At 66.2% G+C, this 20,407-nt stretch carries 18 protein-coding genes; all 18 read right to left on the minus strand.

All coding sequences use genetic code 11. From position 1 onward, the window contains the following. Window positions 1-41 precede the first annotated feature (41 nt). Window positions 42-590: a hypothetical protein gene (locus FAZ95_RS23060; protein ID WP_254700265.1), complete on the minus strand. Its 549-nt coding sequence runs from the start codon at window positions 588-590 to the stop codon at window positions 42-44. Next, window positions 587-2,005 (minus strand): dicarboxylate/amino acid:cation symporter, encoded by a 1,419-nt coding sequence (locus FAZ95_RS23065; RefSeq protein WP_137334850.1) that lies wholly within the window; start codon window positions 2,003-2,005, stop codon window positions 587-589. Before FAZ95_RS23065 ends, FAZ95_RS23060 begins: the two co-directional genes overlap by 4 nt. Next, on the minus strand, window positions 2,002-2,712 hold the full coding sequence (gene cuyB / locus FAZ95_RS23070; RefSeq protein WP_137334851.1) for a cysteate racemase: 711 nt from the start codon (window positions 2,710-2,712) through the stop codon (window positions 2,002-2,004). Before cuyB ends, FAZ95_RS23065 begins: the two co-directional genes overlap by 4 nt. Before the next feature lie 9 nt (window positions 2,713-2,721). Beyond that, the gene (locus tag FAZ95_RS23075) at window positions 2,722-3,996 is read right to left on the minus strand and encodes a dicarboxylate/amino acid:cation symporter (protein WP_137334852.1); all 1,275 of its coding nucleotides are present in this window, start codon (window positions 3,994-3,996) and stop codon (window positions 2,722-2,724) included. 23 nt (window positions 3,997-4,019) lie between these two features. Continuing rightward, complete coding sequence (locus FAZ95_RS23080) at window positions 4,020-4,973, minus strand: ABC transporter substrate-binding protein (RefSeq protein WP_137337562.1); 954 nt, start codon at window positions 4,971-4,973, stop codon at window positions 4,020-4,022. 20 nt (window positions 4,974-4,993) lie between these two features. After that, window positions 4,994-5,173 carry a hypothetical protein gene (locus FAZ95_RS23085; protein ID WP_137334853.1) on the minus strand — a complete coding sequence of 60 codons (180 nt, stop codon included), beginning with the start codon at window positions 5,171-5,173 and terminating at the stop codon, window positions 4,994-4,996. A gap of 12 nt (window positions 5,174-5,185) precedes the next feature. Continuing rightward, window positions 5,186-5,572 carry a DUF4280 domain-containing protein gene (locus tag FAZ95_RS23090; protein ID WP_137334854.1) on the minus strand — a complete coding sequence of 129 codons (387 nt, stop codon included), beginning with the start codon at window positions 5,570-5,572 and terminating at the stop codon, window positions 5,186-5,188. 1 nt (window position 5,573) lies between these two features. Further along, window positions 5,574-6,299 carry a toxin-antitoxin system YwqK family antitoxin gene (locus tag FAZ95_RS23095; protein ID WP_137334855.1) on the minus strand — a complete coding sequence of 242 codons (726 nt, stop codon included), beginning with the start codon at window positions 6,297-6,299 and terminating at the stop codon, window positions 5,574-5,576. Window positions 6,300-6,307: 8 nt separating this feature from the next. Continuing rightward, window positions 6,308-8,212 (minus strand): type VI secretion system Vgr family protein, encoded by a 1,905-nt coding sequence (locus tag FAZ95_RS23100; RefSeq protein ID WP_137334856.1) that lies wholly within the window; start codon window positions 8,210-8,212, stop codon window positions 6,308-6,310. 1 nt (window position 8,213) lies between these two features. Then, a complete protein-coding gene (gene tssH, locus FAZ95_RS23105; protein WP_137334857.1) occupies window positions 8,214-10,955 on the minus strand; it encodes a type VI secretion system ATPase TssH in 2,742 nt (913 codons plus the stop codon). 13 nt (window positions 10,956-10,968) lie between these two features. Further along, window positions 10,969-12,084, minus strand: a complete 1,116-nt coding sequence (gene tssG / locus FAZ95_RS23110) for a type VI secretion system baseplate subunit TssG (RefSeq protein WP_137334858.1) — start codon at window positions 12,082-12,084, stop codon at window positions 10,969-10,971. Further along, window positions 12,039-13,799 carry a type VI secretion system baseplate subunit TssF gene (gene tssF / locus FAZ95_RS23115; protein WP_137334859.1) on the minus strand — a complete coding sequence of 587 codons (1,761 nt, stop codon included), beginning with the start codon at window positions 13,797-13,799 and terminating at the stop codon, window positions 12,039-12,041. The genes tssG and tssF overlap by 46 nt, the downstream gene beginning before the upstream one ends. Window position 13,800: 1 nt before the next feature. Then, window positions 13,801-14,247, minus strand: coding sequence for a type VI secretion system baseplate subunit TssE (tssE, locus tag FAZ95_RS23120; RefSeq protein WP_137334860.1), 447 nt, complete (start codon window positions 14,245-14,247; stop codon window positions 13,801-13,803). 71 nt (window positions 14,248-14,318) lie between these two features. Further along, window positions 14,319-14,810, minus strand: a complete 492-nt coding sequence (locus tag FAZ95_RS23125) for an Hcp family type VI secretion system effector (RefSeq protein ID WP_137334861.1) — start codon at window positions 14,808-14,810, stop codon at window positions 14,319-14,321. 67 nt (window positions 14,811-14,877) lie between these two features. Next, on the minus strand, window positions 14,878-16,374 hold the full coding sequence (gene tssC / locus FAZ95_RS23130; RefSeq protein ID WP_137334862.1) for a type VI secretion system contractile sheath large subunit: 1,497 nt from the start codon (window positions 16,372-16,374) through the stop codon (window positions 14,878-14,880). A 52-nt stretch (window positions 16,375-16,426) separates the two neighbouring features. After that, window positions 16,427-16,963 carry a type VI secretion system contractile sheath small subunit gene (tssB, locus tag FAZ95_RS23135; RefSeq protein ID WP_137334863.1) on the minus strand — a complete coding sequence of 179 codons (537 nt, stop codon included), beginning with the start codon at window positions 16,961-16,963 and terminating at the stop codon, window positions 16,427-16,429. A gap of 424 nt (window positions 16,964-17,387) precedes the next feature. After that, the gene (locus FAZ95_RS23140; RefSeq protein WP_137334864.1) at window positions 17,388-18,158 is read right to left on the minus strand and encodes a 3',5'-cyclic-nucleotide phosphodiesterase; all 771 of its coding nucleotides are present in this window, start codon (window positions 18,156-18,158) and stop codon (window positions 17,388-17,390) included. Window positions 18,159-18,178: 20 nt separating this feature from the next. Further along, window positions 18,179-20,401 carry a CHASE2 domain-containing protein gene (locus tag FAZ95_RS23145; RefSeq protein ID WP_137334865.1) on the minus strand — a complete coding sequence of 741 codons (2,223 nt, stop codon included), beginning with the start codon at window positions 20,399-20,401 and terminating at the stop codon, window positions 18,179-18,181. Window positions 20,402-20,407: the final 6 nt, after the last annotated feature.

Raw genomic sequence — 20,407 nt, forward strand, 5'->3', positions numbered from 1 at the left:
CAACGCGCAAGCGCAGGGATCGATAAAACGCTGATATAGGTTCATTTCACGGCCGAAACTGAAAACGTGTTGTCGTCGAGCTGCACGGCAAGCCGGCCGCTGAACTGTTCGATCCGCACGCGGTGCGCGCCGGGGCTCGCATAGTTGGCAAAGATGAACGCCGCTGCCACGCGCGGACGATCGAAGGTGTCGCCGGGGACATCGCGATGCGTGCCGGGCACGAATTCCCAGCTCCGGTATTGGATGCTCTTCGGATACGCGCTGACCAGATCGGCGCGGCCGGCAAACCATTTCGACGCCGGCAGCTCCGCGATGCGCGCAAGCATCGCCTCGTCGGTGACGAACACGACGTCGACGGCGACGGGGCTGTTGTTGTTCACGTCGTCGCTGGCGCTAAAGGTCAACGCGTCCCACGTCACCTTGTCGCCCTTGAAACTCAGGATGGACGGCATCGCGCATCCCGCCAGGACCGCTGCGATACAGGCGCTCAGGCACCACGCCGCGAGCTTGCGCGCGAGGTCCGCCATGACCGTGCGGCCCCTGACCGGCGCACCGGCCGCGTGTGTCAATGCGTGTCGGCAGTTCGTCATTTCGCGCCTACTCCAATACCCATCAGTACGATCAGCATCCCCACCGTCACGACGCAGCCCGTTGCCAGTGCAAGCTGCATGCGGTTGAACGCGAAGCGGAACACCGCGTCAGGGCCCGGCACGGCGTGCGCATCGGGCGTCGAAACGCGTTCGGAGGGCAGTCCCGCGGAAACGAGCGCCACGACCGTGCAGACCGAGAGCAAGCTGAGCAGGTTGCGCGGCCCTTCGCAGATCAGGTCGATGGCCACGAACAGCACGCCGGCTGCCTCGACGGGCAGTTGCAGCGTCGACAGCACGATGCCCGCGTAGCCAACCCCCGCCACGCCGCTCTGCCCTGCTGAAACAAAGGCCGCGAACGTCGATGCCGCCGCGACCATGGCGATGTCGCCGGCGTCCAGCGGCCGGCCATAGAGATTCGCCACGAACACCGTCGCCAGCGCGAAATAGAGCGCGGAACCGGCGCGCACGAACACGGCGCCGAACGGCACCACCAGCTCCGCCACGCCGCGGCTGAATCCGAGCCGTGTGCTCATGGCCTCGATCGTGTGCGGAATCGGCGCCGTCGCGCTGCCCGATGTCAGGCCGACGAGCATGGGGGCTTTCAACAGGGTCATCGCGCGTGCGAGCGGCACGCCCGCGCGCGCCGCGATGGCCGCGATCGCCACGCAGGACAGCAGCAATGCGCAGAGCACGAACCCCAGCAGAAACCCGCTCATCGCACCGAGCGTCGCCCCGCTCGTTTGTTCCGCCACATGCGCGGCGCTGCCGAACACGAGCACGGGCAGCAGCAGATTCGCATGCTCGATGATCGTCTCGAAGGTCCGGTAGATGCTCTCGAACACGCTGTTCAGCAGCCGGGTCTGAGCGCTCGAGAGCGCGGCGAACGCCATGCCGAACAGGATCGTGCAGGTCAGGATGCTGAGCCCGCGGCCGTCGGCGAGGACGCGGTAAAAGTTGTCGGGGGCCACGTCGCGCAAGGAGATCGCGGACAGCGTCCGGCCAGGCCCCGCTGCGCCGAGCAGCGGCATGCGCAGGTCTTCCGCGTCGCTCGAGCTCTTCAGCACCACCTGTCCCAACTGGGCGCGCGCGCCGTCCGCAAGATGGGCCCCCGGGGCCGCAGAGAAACCCACCAGCGCGCCGCACACCGCGCACAGCGCGACCAGCGCGAACGCCAGCGACAGCATCGAGCCGATCCGCAGCTCGGGGTGCGCCAGCGCCATCAGCTGCCGCAGCCCGAAGAACATCGCCACGACCAGCAGCGGCACGGCAGCCATGTTGACGAGGGCAAGGTAGATCTGCCCCACGACGTAGGCGGCCACGCCCGCCGGGCGCACCAGCGTGCCCGCCACGATGCCCAGCCCGAGGAACAGGAGCAGCCCGAGGGTGCTGTTCGAAAGACGCTTCAGTGCCTTCATCGGCGTGCGTTCCAGCCACGGGCAAGACCGTATGACACCGTCGCGCGCGCCAGTTCGAGCGTGCTGTCCACGAGCGTCATGGGCGGCGCCTTCAGGTGGCGCGCCGCCAGCGGAATTTCCGTGCAGCCCATGACGGCCGCGTCGGCGCCGCGCGCCTGGAGATCATCCAAGGCCGCCGAGAGATGTTCCGCGGAGCCGATGAGATCGCCCGCCTTCACCGCATGGATGCAGGCGTCGAGGCGCTGCTGGGTGTCTTCGTCCGGCGCCACGGGAACGATGTCGTGCGCGGCGAGGATGCGCTGGTAGAGCCCCGAGTAAAGCGTGCCGCCCGTCGCGAGCACAGCCGCGCAGCGCGTGCCCGGCGGCACGGCGGCAACACAGGTTTCAGCGATATGCAGAATCGGCGCACTGCTGTGCGCATGCATCGCGTCGTACCAGTAGTGCGCCGAATTGCACGGCACGGCGATCAATTCGACGCCGTTCCGGTTGAGCATGTCGATACCGTCGAGCAGCGCCGGCAGCGGGTCTTCGCCGGTCCCGAGCATCGCGTTCGAACGATCGGGGATATGCGGCAGATTGGCCACGAGCAGCGGCAGATGCTGCTGGTCGCGCAGTGCCCCCGCAGCGCTCGTCAACTGGATGACCCGCTCCATGAAGTCGACGGTCGCAAGCGGTCCCATGCCGCCCAAAATGCCGATCAGCGCCATGCCGTTCTCCTAGATCTTGAGCGGACGCGGACAGATCACCGACACCGCCGCTGTATTGCCGATGACGAGGATCAGCGTGCGCAACATGTCGCACAGCGGATCGACCGCGAGGAACAGGATGAAAGCCGCTTCGAAGGGCAGACTCAGATAGGCGCAGGTCATGCCGATCAGCGAAACCGTGACGAGCCCGGTCATGCCCGCCGACGCGAATCCGGCGAGCACCGACGCGAACAGCACTGTGCAAACCTCGACGACACCGAGCGAATGGCCGTACAGCTGGGCAATGAAAAACGTGGCGCACACGTAATAGACCATCGGACCGATGCGCAGCAGCGAGATGGTCAGCGGCACCATCAGCTCGACCCTGGCGCGCGGAAAGCCGAGCCGCTCGACCATGCTTTCGATCATGCTCGGCATGCACGCGGCGCTGTTGCGCGTCGCGAGCGCAAGCGCGAACGGCGCGCGCAGCGCGGTGAGCGTCGCGCCGAGCGGCCGGCCCGAACGTTTCCAGATGACGACGGCCGCCAGCGAGAGCAGCACGACGGAGGCCACGAAGAACGCAATGACGAATTGCAGCATCGCGTGCAGCGGCCCCATGCCCGATTTGCCGAGCTGCGCCGCGCTCATGCAGAACAGGATCAGCGGCAAGGGATAGCTGAGCCAGTGCATCAGCTTCTGGCAGGCGTGATAGATCGTCTCCAGCGCCTGGCTCAGGCCGGCGGAAATCCGCTCCGGCACCCGGCCGACGGCGAGCCCGAACAGCAGGGCGAATACGAGTGCCTTCAGCGCATCGCCGTTGGCGAGCGCGGCGAAGATGTTCGTCGGCACGAGACTGGTCAGCACGTCGACGAGACTCACACCTTTCTCGACTGCATCCGTGCCGTAGAGATTCATCACCACTTCGCTCGAAGTCGAATCGTGGCCGACCATCAGCCCGAACGTCTGCATGGTCGAGCTCGGCAGGTTGATGCCCGGGCGCAAGACGAGCAGCACCAGTGCGCCGACGAAGGCGACCGTCGCCGAGGCGCCGAGAAACACCATGACGACACGCAACATCAAGCGCGCCGTGCCGCCCTCGCGGAACAGGCGTTGCAGGCTGAAGATCACGGCCGAGACCATGAACGGCAGTGTGGTCATCTTCAGCAGATTGACGTAGATGTCGCCGATCACGGTCAATCGCTGCGCCATCTCCGGCAACAGCAGACCGAATCCCCCCCCGAGCGCGAGACTGCCGATCACCACCCACGGGTTCACGGCCCACGCATAGATCCTGCTGGAATTCATCGTTGCTTCCCCGACTGGTCCGATTAGTTGTTTGAAGCCTGTAGCAAGGTCGTTACGTCGATCTTTTTGCTGCGTTCGGCGAGAAACTGATTGACGAAGGCGAGTAAGGTCGGCGCGCCGACGTTCACGCCGATCGCGATCGGGTCGTCGAGGTCCTCCAGGGTCACGACGCGCAGCCGCAGCGAAGCGGTCGGGTCGCGCTTGAGCACGTGCTTGACTTCGAATTCGTCGCGATAGGCCGCCGTCACGTCCCCGGCATCGAGCGCCTTGAGCAAAGCCTCCCAGCTCGGATAGGGCACCACCTTCGCCCGCGGGAAGTTGCTCTCGACGTAGGTGGCATACGACGAATTCCGGACCACGCCGAGCGTGCCGTCGTAGGCGCGGATGACGTCGGGCACCTCGCGGCCGTGCGCGAGCATCGCGAACTTCACGCGGTTCAGCAGCAGCGCACGATGCAGCCGGATGTACGGCATGCTGAAGCTGATCACCTGAGCCCGCGACAACGTTCGCGAGAGCTTGCTGATCGCCAGATCGGCCTGACCGCTCGCGAGCAGATTCACGACGCCGTCGTAGGTCTTCGCATCGCGGTTGAAGCGCACCTTGACGCCGAGCTTTGCCGCGATTTCCTTGGCGATATCGATGTCGACGCCGCTCAATTGGCCGTCGTGCTCTTCGAAGAACGGCGGCTGGTCGACACCCATCACCGCGACGACGAGTTCGCCCCGGCTCGCGATGCGCGCGAACTCGGGCGCGAGGAGCCGGCCGTCGGGCATCTGCATGAGGCCCGTCGAAGTGGCCACCGGTGCGCTTGCGATGGGTGCGATCGCCGTGGCCGGGGCGGCCGCGGCCGCCTGGGTCACCGCGAACGCCGGCGCGCCTGCCAGCAGGATGATCGCGCCGCCGAGCAGCGCGGCCAGCCTGCGCCATGCGATGCGCACCGTGTGCGCGGAAACAAGAGTTGAAAACGCGAGGAGCATGTCAGTGGGCAGTTTCAATTTCAGTTGGTTGAGGAAGCCGGTGCCGGCTGTGACGCAGGCAGCACCGCGGGCGCCTTCGCCGGCGCCACGTAGCGCACGCCGATCTCGATCCCGAGCAGGAACAGCAGCACGCACAGCGCCATCGCGCAGGCAAGCACGAGGGTCACCATGCGCGCGGTCATCGAAAAAACGTATTGCATGACGGATAGTCCTCAGGAAACCATCGTGGTGAACTGCGCCGGCGCCAGGATCGAGATGACCCCGCCCCATGCGCACATCAGCTTCGAAGCGTTCTGCAAAGCCGGCATGGCGCCGATCAGGACCGTCGGCGAGCCCGGCAGCCACGGCGCCATCGTCATCGGCACGCAGGGCATCGGCGTCAGGACGCCGAGCGCCGCTGCCGTCGCCGCCGCCACCATCGGATTCGCGACGCACGAGCAGACGCCGAACGGCGGCACGTTGACCATCGGCATGTGATCCATGATCGTCGCGGCGGGCGTACCCGCGAGGACGCGGTTGGCGGGCAGCACGTTCAACACCGCGGGCGCGGCGCCGAACGTGCACTGCATCGTTGATCCGGTCGTTACCAGAAAGCTCATGTCAGCCCTTCACCCATTTTTCAAGCTGCTTGGCGAGGCGCTGTCCGCCCGTCGCCAGGCCTTCCTGCGGCGGGGGCGCGGCCACCTTGCGGGCTGCGCCAAGCGGCTTGCCGTTCTCGTAGGCGCGCTCGTCGCTCACGCGGCCGTCGGCGCCGTAGCGCCGCAGCGTGCCGTGCAGCAGGCCGCCCTTGTAGGGCGACGTCTGCACGAGCTTGCCGTCGCCCGTGTAGTCGCGCGTCTCTCCTTCGAGCACCCCTTTGCGGTACGGCGCGCGTCGAACGACGACCCCTTCGTGCAGATGCAATGCTTCGCCTGTCAGCTTGCCGGCCTCGTAGTTGAACCGCGAGGTCGCCAGTCCCGACGGCGCATACGACACGGACGTCCCGTGCAGCACCCCATGCGCGTAGTGCTGGCGCAAGGCGACGCGGCCGTCCTCCCACGTCGTCGTCGCGCCGTGAAGCTGCCCCGCCGCGTAGTTGGCCTCCAGAAGAAGCGCGCCGGTTGCGTCGAAGGTGCGCGCCACGCCCGACAACGCGCCGTGCTCGTAGTGCGCCTCCAGGACGGGTACAGCGCCCGCGCCGTACATGACCACCTGCCCGTGCGGTACGCCGTCGAGCATCGGCATGCGGCTCACCAGCTGCCCTGCCGCGTCGCGCGTCTCGACGGCCGTCGCGTGCGCGGCCGCGGAGGACGTGGAAGGTTCGGCAGCGGGCGGTAGTGTGTTCATCTCTTGCCTCAGTTGAGCTTGACGAGTACGCCCTTGAGCGCGAGCATCGGGCCGCCGTCGATCGTCTGCATCGCCGACGCCTTGCTTTGCACCTGCAACGCCTCGTTGCTGAGCGTCGTGCCGGCCTTGTTGGCGAGCGTGGTGCCCGCCTGGCTCTGGAGCGACGTGCCGGCCTTGATGCTGATCGAGCCGGTCACATCGATGACGAGATTGCCGCTCACCTTCAGCGTGTAGTTGCCGCCGACCTTTTGCACAAACGCCGCGTGATTCGTGTGGGCTTCGTCGCCGGTCACATCGACCGAGCGCGTGCCTTTCACCTTGTGCGTCTCGTTGCCCTTCTGCACGTCGACGGTGCGATCGCCCTTTTTGACGACATGCGTTTCGGCCCCCGCGAGCACCGTCGTGGACAGCGCGTTTTCGACGGCGATATTCAGGTCTTTCTGCGCGTGGAAATACAGCTCCTCGCTATTGAGCTTGTCGTCCATGCGGATTTCATTGCCGGCGGTGCCGCCTTTCGACGAACGCGAGCGCATCACGCTTTGCGTCTGCGACGCAGGCAGTCCGACGGGCAACGTGCCCTGGCGGTTGTAGACGCTGCCGGTCACGAGCGGCCGGTCGGGATCGCCGTCGACGTAGCTCACGACCACCTCCTGGCCCACGCGCGGCAGCACCAGATGTCCCCAGCCGTTACCCGCCGCGACCTGCGCCACGCGCACCCAGCACGAGCTGTTTTCGTTGGCGCCGGCCGAACGGTCCCAGTGGAACTTCAGCTTGATGCGGCCGTATGCATCGGTCCAGATTTCCTCGCCCGACGAACCGGTGACGATCGCCGTGTGCGTGCCGGCCACCGTCGGCTTCGGCGTCACGAGCGGCGGACGGAATGCGACCGAAGCCGGAATCACGTCGAAGGTGTTGTCATAGCGATCGTTGTTCGACGCGCTGTGCGACACCGCGCGGATCACATACGACGCGTTGAAGGCCGCATTCGCGTGGCCGCCCAGCGTGAAGCTCGCGCCTGCGGTGAGCGTGCAGATTCCGCTGCTGGCGCGGCCCGTGCGCTGCCCCACTTGCTGTGCCGCGAGCCGCAGCTTCGCCGTGCGCGTGCCGTCCGCGGCCGTCGCATAGCCGCCGGGAAAGGTGTAGCGCGTTCCGCTCGCCGGTCCGCTGCCGGCCGCGGAATTGGCCGTCAGCAGCGCAGCCTTCGTGTAGTCGTAGTCGGCGACGATCTGCTCGGCTTCCACGAGCCCCGTCGTCATCTCGAAGGCGTCGATCCGGTCGACGTGACGATGCGCGACCGAATCGCTGGAGTACCAGAGGTGCGAGTCGGTCTTGCCCGGCTTGTGCGCGGCGGTGCTGTCGCCGAGCACCATCGTGTGCACGCCGTCGGCGAACGTGAAGAAGTAGAAGATGCCTTCCTCTTCCATCAGCCGCGAGATGAACTGCAACGCGCTTTCATCGTATTGCACGCAGTATTCACGCACGGCGTAGGTGCCCTTCACGCGCAGTTCGATCGCGACGCCGAACTTCTGCAGCACCTGCTCGACGATGTCGAGCGCACTCAGGTTCTGATAGATCGCCCGGTCGCTCCCGAGCCCGAGCAGCCAGAGCCGAGGTGCGAGCTCGGCGGTATAGAAGCCATGCTGCGCATCGGTGCCGATCTGGGCGAAGCGGGTGACGATGCCGTGGAGATAGCGCTTCGGGCCCGACGGCACCTGCAGCGTCACGGTCGCATTCTTGCCGACGATCGCCTGCGCATCGAGCGCGCGGTTCGGCGAACGCATGCGCAGATCGAAGTGAAACGGCGCGGAAATCGCTTCGCGTCCGCCCAGGCCGTCGAGCAGCAGGACGTCCTTGCCGAACGGCGTGCTGATCGAAAGCAGACAGCCTGCCTGCGTCGCGTTGGCGGCTTGCACGTCAGGTCTCCTCGCGGGCCATGAAACGGAAGCAGACGGCGCCGTCCTGCGCGAAATCGAGCTGCACCCCGCCGAACGGCTTCGCCATCGACATGCGTTCGAGCACTTCACGCGCCAGCTCGGGCAGCACGTATTGCGTGAGGATGTGATCGACGTTGCGCGCGCCGCTGTCCACTTCCTTGCAGCGCTCGGCGATGATCTGCGCGAAGCGGTCGTCCCAGGTCAGTTGCGCGTGGTGGTTGCGCGCAAAGCGCTCGGCGAGCCGCTTGAGCTTCAGGTTCACGATCGCCGTGATCTGCGCATCGCCGAGGTGGTAGTAAGGCACCAGCACCATGCGGCCGAGAAACGCCGGGCTGAACTGCTTGAGCAGCGCGGGCCGCAGACGCGCGATCAGCTCCTCGGGAGGCGGACGGCGGCCGCCATGGCACGCTTCCGTGATGACGTCCTGCGCCGCGTTCGAGGTCAGCAGGATCAGCGTGTTCCTGAAGTCGATCGAGATGCCCTCGCCGTCCTCCATCACGCCCTTGTCGAACACCTGGAAGAACAGTTCGAGCACGTCGGGATGGGCCTTCTCCATTTCATCGAGCAGCACGACGCTGTACGGACGCCGCCGCACGGCTTCCGTCAGCACGCCGCCGCGGCCATAGCCGACGTAGCCCGGAGGCGCGCCCTTCAGTCCGGAGACGCTGTGCGCCTCCTGGAATTCGGACATGTTCACGGTAATCATGTTGCGCTCGCCGCCGTACAGCATGTCGGCCAGCGCGGCGGCCGTCTCCGTCTTGCCTACGCCGCTCGGGCCGACCAGCAGGAACACACCGACGGGCTTGCCGGGATCGTCGAGATCCGCGCGAAACGTGCGCACGCGCCGCGCGATCGCATCGAGCGCTTCATCCTGGCCGACCACGCGCGCCGCGAGCTTTTCGTGCAGGTAGAGCACCGTGTGGAGTTCGTCGGCGAGCATGTCGCCGACGGGAATCCCGGTCCAGCCCGAGATCACCTTGGCGACCACGGTCGAATCGACGCACACGGGCACCATCGGCTCATCGCTGCGCACCGCTTCCAGGCCCATTTCGAGGCGCCGGAGATTGGCGGCGAGCGACTCGCTGTCCTCTTCGTCGCCGATTGCCTGGGTCTCGCCAAGCGGGCTCTCGGTGGCCGGGCTCTCAGTCAGCGTGCGCGCGATCTTGCGCCGCCACGCCAGAATCTCGTCGACGACGCGCTTCTCGGTTATCAGCTTCTCGTTCAGACGCGTGCGCTGCGCACGCCGTTCGTCGAGCTGACGGACGAGCGCCGCGATGGCATCCGCACGATCGGCCCCCGTGGCCGCTTCGTGACGCAGGATGCGTAACTGGTTTTCGTCGGAATCGATCGCGCGGCCCAGCGCTTCGATCTCTTCCGGCACGCCGCTCTGGCCGAGCGCCACCCGCGCGCAGGCCGTATCGAGCACGCTGACGGCCTTGTCCGGCAACTGCCTGCCCGAGATGTAGCGATGCGACAGCTTCACGGCGTCGCGCACCGCCTCGTCGAGAATCTCGACACCGTGATGCGCTTCGAGCTTCGCCACCATGCCGCGCAGCATTTCAACGGCGGCCGCCTCGCTCGGCTCTTCGACCTTCACGACCTGGAAGCGTCGCGCGAGAGCGGGATCGCGCTCGACATACTTTTTGTATTCAGCCCAGGTCGTGGCGGCAATCGTGCGCAGCTCGCCGCGCGCCAGCGCGGGCTTGAGCAGATTCGCCGCATCGCCCTGGCCTTCGCTGCCGCCCGCCCCGATCAGCTGATGGGCCTCGTCGATGAACAGAATCACGGGGACAGGCGACGCTTTCACTTCCGCAATCACCGACTTCAGCCGGTTCTCGAACTCGCCCTTGACCCCGGCGCCCGCCTGAAGCAAGGCAAGATCGAGCGAGCGCACGGAGACATTGGCGAGCGCAGGCGGCACTTCGCCCGACACCACGCGCTGCGCGAAACCTTCGACGATCGCGGTTTTGCCGACGCCCGCCTCACCCGTCAGGATCGGGTTGTTCTGGCGGCGCCGCAGCAGCACGTCGATCAACTGACGGATCTCCGCATCGCGCCCGCAGATCGGATCGCTCGCGCCTTCGCGCGCGAGCGCGGTCATGTCGACCGTGTACTGCGCGAGTGCGGAAGAACGGCCGCCGCTGTTCGCAGTCATGGCCGGCATCGCCTGCATCGTCTGAGAGACGCCGCCCGCCGGCGCGGTTGCGGCACCCAGGACGGCGGTTGGCGGCGCCGCCCTGCCGCCGTCTTCGGACGAGTTCGCCGCCAGCGCCGGCAGCGCGTCGCGCAGCGCGGCACGCGGAATCTTCAGCAAGGCGGGCGCCGAGTCGAGCAGCAGCCCGCGCAGGCTATCCAGTTCGAGCAGCGCCAGCACGATCGTGCCCGAGCGGATCTGCTGCTCGCCGAGCAGCATCGAACTGAGCAGCCACGCCTCCTGGAACAGCGGCGAAAAATTCGGCGACAGTGCGGGCGTGCGGCCATTGCCGCGCTTGAACTGATCGACCGCGTTTTGCAGCGAGACGGTGACGTCGGCGGCCGACATGCTGAAGCGCTCGAGAATCGCGTGCAGATCGGGCGCGTCCGATTCGAGCAATTGCAGCAGCAGATGCTCGACGTCCACGTTGTAGTGCGTCTGCCGTACGCACAGCTGCGCGGCTTGTTCCATCGCGTGCTTGCATGCCGGGTTCAGGCGGCTCAACAGCGTGCGGATATCGATGTCCATGTCGTATTGATCTTTAGGAGGGTCGCAATGCGGTTCGTGTGACGCCCCGCGTGACGCGCGCCTCGCCCTCGCCCGCGCGCATGGCGAATCTCACGGGCGAGGGCTTCGACGCGCGCGCCCCGCCCTCGTCCGGCGACGCCGCCAGCCACGAGGTCCAGCCCAGCCGCAAGCCGGGCGCGCCCACTGCGCAGCGTTCGCGCCGCGCGGCGGGATAGAGGACGAACTCCACGTCGAAGTCCTGCTGCAGGTGGCACCGCACGAGCCACGCTGCCAGCCGGTGCATCTCGCCGCCCGGGAGCAGCGCGGCGAACTGCTCCGCGGGCACATCGAGAAACTCGATGCGCACGCCGGCGGCCTGGTCCCAGCTCCGCCGTCCGAGCACGGCAAGGCCGCCGGTCCCCAATGCGCGCTGGCCCGTCTGCGAGCGTCCAAGCCGCAGGCTGTCGCGCGCGTCGATGTCGCGCCAGCCGCCTACGAACTGCGTGCCTCGCACGCGCACGCCGAGGCGGTCCGACAACAGCGCGAGCAGCCCCGTCATCGAGCGCGAGCCGTTGCCGAAGAGTCCCGCATGCCGCAGCCAGAGGCGCGCATCGTCCGGTCCGCGCTTGCCGTCATGCAGGCCGAGGCTGCCGAGCGCATCGAGGCTCGCCGCGAGCGGCGCTTCGCCGGGCGCGCGCGCGCTCAGCCCCAGCGCGTGCTTCTGTCGGCTGCGATAGAAGAACGACAGAAAGCGGTGATTGAAGATGTCGAGCAGATCGGCCATTGCCGGCTCACGGGCCGCGCGCCGTTCCAGCAGCATCTCGGTGAAAGCGAGCGGCAGCGGCGCGCCGATACCCGCCAGCGTCATCACGGGCGTGCTCACCGTGTAGGTCTCGCGCGCCGCGTGTTCGTCGCTCGACGCGTGGCGGCCCACCGCGTGAATGTCGCTTGCCTGGAACGCCAGCGAGACGAAGCCCCGCAGACGTACCGCCTCATTCGCGCCGTCCCCGCGGCCGAGCCCCGTCGCCCACGGCTGCGCGCACTCGAGCAGATGGATGGCCTGGAACAGGTCGAAACCGTGAGGCCGCGCAAGAAGCCGGGCAATCAAAGCAGTGGCTGGCAACCGGTCATCGGCTCCCATCGCTTCCATGTCTCGTCTCCCCGGCGCACCACGAGCCGTACGAATGAATTGACCGACGTGTACATGGCGAAGAAGCGCGCCAGCACCGCGCCCATCAGCAACGGCGATCCCCCGACGAACGCGTCGGCATCGAACTCGACGCTGACCTCCGTGCCGCCGCAGAATCCGCGCCACGCCTCCCTGCCCACATGCGCCGTGACGTTGCGCGCATCGACGCTGACGAGTCCGCGAATCTGCTCCTGCTCCCGTGTGCCGTCCGAGGCGAACAGGCGCAACATCTCCTGCAGCTCGCGTTTGCCCGTCGCACCGTTCACGAGCGAGTGATAGTTGCGCGTCAGCAGCGACACGAGACGCCACAGCGTCTCGCTCCCGAGCGGCGGATTGCGCTGGGCGGTCGGCTCGTAGAGGCAGCGCACGCGCACGTTCTGCGAGACCCGCTCGACCAGCATGCGCGCGCCCACCGGCACATGCTCGGCGAGCCGCCGGTTGGTGCAGAGCGCGTTGACGTACACCACGGGCGTATCGGACCGGCTGGCCGCGTCGCCATCGATGAAACTGATCCACGTGTCCACGCCCGGCACGTTGCCGCGCAGGCTGTGCTCGCGGCGCGCCGACCAGAACATCCCGGCGTCGCCGGCACCCGCCGGATCGAAACGATCAGCGGCCGTGAAGCACGGCACGCTCGTCGCGCGATCCGTGACGGGATCGGATGCGGTCACCGATACGATCGAATGGATCTCGGTGATGGCCTGCCGCTTCTGATCGGCGACCAGCAGGTATTCGTAATGGCGCCGGTCGACCACGATCGGCTCGCTGGTCTGCGCGAACAGATTGACGATGGGCACGCATCCGAGCCGGAAATGCCGGGCGTTGAGCATGCCGAGCCCGCGCGGCATGCGGTCGAGCTGCAGCACGATTTCACAGGTCCGCCCGGTGCCGCACGATCCCGGCGGCAAGATCAGATCGAAGAAGTGAAACTTGCGCGGAAAGGCGAAGTACTCCTGCATCAGCCCGTAAGCGGGATGCGCGTGCGGCGGCTGCGGCAACACGCTGTCCTCGTCCGCGTAGCCGACCTCGCGCAACGCGGACGGTCCCAGCTTCACGACCGGCCTCTGCGCGGCGTGCACGGCAACCCCCGTGACCGATGAGACGAGCAGCTCGTAAAGCGGCATCGTCACCATCCAGTCGCCGCACAAATGGAGGCGCAACTGCGTGAGCTCGAGCTCGGAGAAATCGACGCCTGGCTCGCATTCGAGTTTCAGGCGCAGCGCCGCATCTTCGCTGAATCCCGCGTGCACGATCTTCAATGGCCACAGCGTCGTGTCCCATGCGGTGCGGAAGCGGCACGTGTCGCCGTCTTCCGTGCGCGCGGAGAGACTCGTGTGGCGCGGTACGCGAAACCCCGACGTCACCTTGCCCTGGGACGTGTCGAGCTCGAACTGCGCGACCGTAATCGACGGAATCGCCTGCACCAGCGATGGACAGACGTTGTCGAGCAGGGCGCCCGCGATCTGCGGGAAGGTCTGATCGAGATCGCGATGCACGCGCGCGGCGAGAAATGCCGTCGCCTCGATCAAGCGCTCGGTATGCGGATCGAGCGACTCGGTGCCGTGCAGCGCGAGCTTCGCCGCGATCTTCGGATAACGCTGCGCGAACAACGCGCCCTGGCTTCGCAGATAGCCGAGCTCGCGCTTGTAGTACTGAAGGATGTCGTCGGGCGCCATGTCAGGCAAGCTCCGTCCAGCGTGCATCGACGGCATCGCGGCTGACCGTCTCGAGCTCGAACGACACATGCTCGACCGAGATGCCCGCATTGAGGCTCCCGGCGATGGTCAGCACCGGATGCGGCTCGCGCCCTGGCGGGAGCGAAAACGACACTTTCACGTCGACGAGACGCGGCTCGAAGAGCGTGATCGCATGGCTGACGGCGGCGGCAATCGCATCGCGATCCTCGCCCGAGCGCAGCGAGCGCTCGGAAAAATCCGGCACGCCGTAATCGACGACCGTCCCATCGCTCTGCGCGAACGCTTCCATCGTCAGATGCGAGCGCGTGTTGAGCAGACGCATCAGCTCGCGCGCGATCGATTGACGAAGCGAATCCTCTCCGGGCAGCGAAGCATCAGCGTCGGTCACCAGACGCTCGAACAGCGGTACCGGATAGCGATGAGTCATGGTCGGCAGGTCGTAAAAGCAAATCGACGGGCGGCTCGTGCGCCGCCCGCCGCGTCACGGGCGACGTCGCGTCACGCCTTCGGCGTCGCCGCCTTGTTGGTCGACAGATCCCAGCCGAACGACGCGGTGCCCTTCTTCGTCGAGTCGGTTTTCTGCTGCGTGTATTGCGACGTGATCTGCGAGAAGTTGATCGACACCGCATCCATCATTTCCGAACCGCCGCCGCTCGTGCTCACATTGGCGATCATCGCGTTGGTGAGAACGTACTTCATCTGCAGCATGAACTTGCCGCCTTCGTTGCGGCCGATCGAAATCGTGGCATCGCCGAGCTTGGTGCCTGCCGCACAGGCGCTGTAGAGCGCCGGCGTCGACTGGTCCGTGATCTTGCTGACCTGCACTTCGGAAAACGAAGGACGACCCAGCGTACGTTCCGTGTTCGACGTGTCGCGGCCCATCGGCATCGACACGCCGTGAGAGAACGACATGAGTTGAATGCCATCGGCGAAGCCGTCGATCAACGAATTGCCCTTGATATCCTTGAATTTCAGAATGATCGTATCCATGACTGACCTTGATATTGAAATTTACGGCGTACATAACGATGTGCGGCGCGAGGCCGCACATCGCGCATCAGGCTGCGGCTTCCGGGAGATCCGCCACCAGACGGATCGAAGCTGTCAGCTCCTCCATCTGGAAGTGCGGCTTCAGGAAACAGGTCGCGCGATAGGCACCCGGCTTGCCCGGCACCTCGGTGACGTCCACCCGCGCTTCGCCCAGCGGATAGCGGGCCTTTTGCGCCTGCGATGCCGAGGGATTGATCAGCACGTAGTCGGCGATCCAGTTGTTCAGGTAGTTCTCGACATCGGTGCGAGTCTGGAAGCTCCCCACTTTGTCGCGCATGATGACCTTGATGTAATGCGCGAAGCGTGACGCCGCCAGCACGAACGGCAGGCGTGCCGACAATTGCGCATTGGCGTTGGCCGCATCCTTGTTGTAGAGCGTCGGCTTGTTCACCGTCTGGCCGCCGAAGAACGCGGCGTAGTTCGAGCCCTTGGAATTCACGAGCGCGATAAAGCCCAGATCGCTCAATTCCTTCTCGCGGCGATCCGTGATCGTCACTTCCGTCGGGCACTTGAGCGCGACATCGCCCTCGCTCGTCTTGTAGGCGTGCGCGGCGATGCCGTCCACCTTGCCGCCGCCTTCCACGCCGCGGATCGCGGTCGACCAGCTGTATTTCGCAAAGGCATCGGTGATGCGCAGGCCGAGCTGGTAGGCGGAGTTCGCCCACAGATACTTGCCGTGATCGGTGCCGTCCACATCTTCTTCGAAATTGAACGACTCGATGGGCTTCGTCTTGGCGCCATACGGCAGACGCGCGGCGTAGCTCGGCAGGACCAGCGAGACATAGCGGGAATCTTCGGATTCCCGGAAGCCGCGCCAGGTGGCCAGTTCGGCGCTCTCGAAGATTTTCGACAGATCGCGCGTGACGCCCAGGTCGGTGTACGACTTGATGTCGAACAGGCTCGGCGCGGCTGCCGCGACGAACGGCGCGTGCGCTGCCGCCGCCACGCGGGAGATGCGCTCCAGCAGCGCGACATCCTGCGGATGACGGCCGAACGTGTAGTCGCCGATCAGCAGCGAATACGGATGACCGCCGAACGTGCCGTACTCTTCCTCATAGACCTTCTTGAACAGCACGCTCATGTCGTGGTCGACCGCCGACTCGAGATCCTTGAGCAGGTCCTTCTTCGAGACGTTGAGCAAACGCAGCTTGAGGTTGGTGCCCGTCTCCGTGCCGTACACCATGTCGTGCAGACCGCTCCACGACGCTTCGAGCGCCTGGAATGCGGGGTCGTGCATGATCGCGTTCATCTGGTCGGTCAACAGGCGGTCGATTTCGGCGACACGCTCGTGAATCATGTTCACGACGCTCTTGTCCGGGCTCGTGCGCATGCCTTCGTCGAGAATCTGCGATGCGAGCTGGCCGATCAGCTTCTTTGCGTAGACGCCTTGCGAAGGCTCGACGGCCATGTTGCCTTCCTGAACGATGCGATCGAGCAGGCTCAGCTCGCCTTCCTGCGTGGTCGTCGCGGCTGCTGCGCCTTCGACGGCGGAATTCGTTTCCATCTGGATCACCCTTGGGGAGTTCATTGCGTCAGCGACGCGGAGATTGTTTGCGTCAGGCCGACGGCGTCTCTTCGGCCGCCGGCGCAGCCGGCGCGTCGCTTGCTTGTGCCTGCGTATGCACCTTCTTCAGCTCTTCGGCGTCGAGGACGATGCGCTCGAGGATCGAATCGAGTTCGTCATTGCCGTCCAGCTTCGCGAGCAGATCGCGCAACTGCTGGCGCGCTTCCACGAGCTTCGCGAGGCGCGGCACCTGGAGCACGAGGCTGTCCGGATGGAAGTCGGCGAACTGGTTGAAATTCAGCTCGACCTTCAGATTGCCTTCGCCCTTCATCGTGTCCGGCACGCTCAGGTCGAGGCGCGGCGCGACCTTGCCCATGATTTCGTCGAAGTTGTCCCGGTCGATTTCGACGAAACGGCGCTCCTTGAGCTTGGGCAGCGGCTCAGCCGGCTGCCCCGACAGATCGGCCATCAGGCCCACCACCATCGGCAATTCACGCTTTTCAATGGCGTCTCCCAGCTCGACGTCATAGGTGATCTGAACACGCGGCGGCCGATTGCGTCCGACCCAATTCTGCAAACTATCTGACATGAACCCCTCCGAGAAAAACTCGTGTGTGTGGACAATCCGTCACCCGCGGCGAGCTGCCGCGAGCACCAAGAAAGAGAATGGGGATGGCAACGACGCCCCGCTGATGACCGCAGGGTCACAGCCGATATCGGGGTCGATAGGTAGTAACCCTAACGGTCTTACCGTCAGGGTCCGGGTGGATTGTTGTTGAATGCCGGCTGCCGTACCTGAGCGGAACGGCAGCTGTTTCCCCGTGCAACGCATGTGGTGCATTTCCCCATGTACTGCTTGTCTTAGAATTGAGCGGAGTATATCGACGGGGGCCGATCTCATCTGTCGCACAAAAGGACTACAACGTCCCGAGGCTGCCCGGCCGCTCGCGTGTTGAGATGTCACACGGCAGTCAACTGAGCGCGTCTGCAGGCCAGCATCGCGCTCACCCTTGTCAGATCCAGTAGATGTCGCCTTTAGCCAAGATCGCCGGCGCATGACTTTCGGCCACGCGCTGCAGGTCTTGCAGCGTTTCGTCGACGTAGCCGGGCTTCACATGCGAGATCAGCAGACGAAACGCGCCAGGCGGCGACGGCAGCTGCGAAGCCAGCAAGGACGGACACAAATGCTCCGACTGGATCGCGAGCTTGCGTTGCGAATCGGGAAACGCCGTCTCGACGATCAGATAGCGTAGATCGGGGATCCGCGCGACGGCGTCCCAGAATGGCGGGCATACGGTCGTATCGCTGCCGAACACTAGGCTGCCGCGAGGCGTCGCGACGCGAAAGCCGACCGCCGGCACCCCGTGCTTCGCCGGCAATGGGGTGAAGATCCGCTCGCCGAGCGCGCACGACTCCCCTTCTTCGAGCGGCTCGAAGCGCAGGAACGGCTTGGCTTGCGCAGGGACCCGCGTGAAGTCCGGCCACAGCACATCGTTGAACAGGTGGGTGCGCAGGATCGCTTCCGTCGCGCGCGTGCAATGCACGACGAGCGGCATGGCGCGCCGCGCGCCCACGGCGTCGACCATCAGCGGCAGGCACGCGATATGGTCGATGTGCGCATGCGTGATGAACACGTGATCGATGCGGGCGAGCGCGTCGATGTCGAGATCGGCGACGCCGGTGCCCGCGTCGATCAGAACGTCATCGTCGACGAGCAGCGCCGTCGTGCGATGCGCGTCGCCCCCTATCCCTCCGCTGCAGCCGAGCACGGTCAGTTTCATCATCGAGGCGCCTTGCATTCCATTCACTTGGTATCGAACTCGTAGACGCCGTCCCACGTCTCGAGGCTCATCCGCTCGCGCATCGTCGCGAGACGCTCGAGATAGAGCGCGTAGAGATCGCTTGCGGGCGCGGCGCTCGCCAGCACGAGCAACAACGCCTCGGCGGCGTCCCAGTCCCCGCTGCGATAGCGCCGCAGCGCCTCGTGCCAGCGCTCGAGCTCGGCAGCTTCGACGGCGGACATCTTGTCCGCTTCGGCCACCGGCTCATAGATCGCCACTGCTTCGCGCTTGCCCTTCACGCGCACGCGATCGAGTTCCCGCCAGACGATGCCCTCAGTGTGCTCGCGCGTCGTCTCGCCCGCCACGATATCGACGCCGTAGTGCTTCGAGATGCCCTCGAGCCGCGCCCCGAGATTGACTGCGTCGCCCATCACCGTATAGGCGCGTCGCACGTCCGAGCCCATGTCGCCGACGGTCATCGGCCCCGTGTTGATGCCGATACCGATACGGATCGCCGGCTTGCCGCGTTGCGCGAGCGCGGCATTGAGCGGCGCCAGCGCCTCGCGCATCCGCAGCGCGGCGAGCACGGCATGCTGCGCGTGCTGCCCGTCGGCGACGGGCGCGCCCCAGAAGGCCATGATCGCGTCGCCGATGTATTTGTCGAGCGTGCCGCGCTGTGCGCGGATCACCGACGTCATCGCGCCGAGGTACTCGTTCATCCAGCGCGCGAGCTCCTCCGGCTCGAGCGATTCGGCGATTGTTGTGAAGCCGCGCACGTCGGAAAACAGCACCGTCAGCTCGGCGCGGCGCCCGTTCATGCTGTAGCGATTCGGCTCGCGGCTCATCTCCTCGACGAGCTCGGGCGGCACGTACTGGCCGAACAGGTTGGCGAACTGGCGCCGGTGGCGCGATTCGACGAAGAAGCCGAGCGACATGTTGAGCACGAACAGCGCCGCGATCAGCATGACCGTCGCGGCGACCGGCAAGACCGCGTTGCCGTAGCGCCACAGCGCGAAGTCGCCGGCCAGCGCGAGCGCGAGCAAGGCGATGCTGCCTGCCGTCGCCCGCAACGGCGCCTGCCACGGCAGCACGCAAATCATCACGAGACTGATGACGGCCATCGCCACCACCTGAATCGCGTCGGCATAGCCGAGCTCGTGCTTGAGCGTGCCGTCGAGCATGCCGCTCACGAGATTGGCGTGAATCTCGACGCCGGGGTAGACGCTGCCGACAGGCGTCGAGCGCATGTCGAGCAAGCCCGGTGCAGTGGTGCCGACCAGCACCACGCTGCCGTCGAGCTGGGCATGCGGCACGCGGCCCGCGAGCACGTCGGCGGCCGACACGTACGGGAAGCTGTGGTCGCGTCCGCGATAGGGAACGAGCGCCGCGCCATGCTCGTCCACCGGAATCCGCAGGGCGCCATTCCGCCCGTTCGGCCCCTTCAGTTCGAGCGTCTCCAGCGGGTCGTCGCCGTTCTCGCCTCGTTCGCCGAAGCCCGGTGCGACGGCAGGATTGCCGAGCATGCGCCGCACGACGGCAAGCGCCAGCGATTCGTATACGCCGGTGCCGTGCTGGATCAGCAGCGGCACGCGCCGCACGTTGCCGTCGAAGTCGACCACCGGATTGAAGAAGCCCGCGCCGGCCGCGGCCCGCTGAAAGACCGGCAGATTCCCGCCGTAGCCCTCCGCCTCCCTCAGGCCGCCGCGATGGCCGGCGAACTCGATCGCCGGCAGAACCGGAGCAGGCAGCGCGCCATGTGCCTCGCCGCGGCCGTTCATGTAGTAGCCGAGCACGACCGGGCGGCCCGCCAGCGCGGCGGCAAACCGCGCATCGAAATCGAGCTGGCCTCGCAGGCCGGACAGCACCGCGGCATACCTGGCGTCGTCGCGCAACGCGCCGGCGGCCAGCCGGTCGAGCGAAACCAGCCCCGAACTGCCGTCGGGCTCCGCCATCACGATATCGAAGCCGACCACCTTGGCGCCCGCCCCGAAGAGCCGGTCGACGAGCGTCGCCATCCGGTCCCGCCCCCACGGCCAGCGGCCGACTTCGGCGAGGCTCCGCTCGTCGATGTCGACGATCACGATCCGGTCGTCGGGCGTGCCCTGCATCGTTAGCCGCAAGCGCGCGTCGTAGATGAGGTTGTCGAGCACATCGACGGCGAGCAGCCGGTAGGAGCCCGCGACATGGCCGAGCAAGACGAGCAGCACGGCGGTGCCGGCGAGCCAACGCAACAGGTTGCGTTTCATCGCGGC

It is taken from the genome of Trinickia violacea, assembly GCF_005280735.1.
GTDB lineage: Bacteria > Pseudomonadota > Gammaproteobacteria > Burkholderiales > Burkholderiaceae > Trinickia_A > Trinickia_A violacea.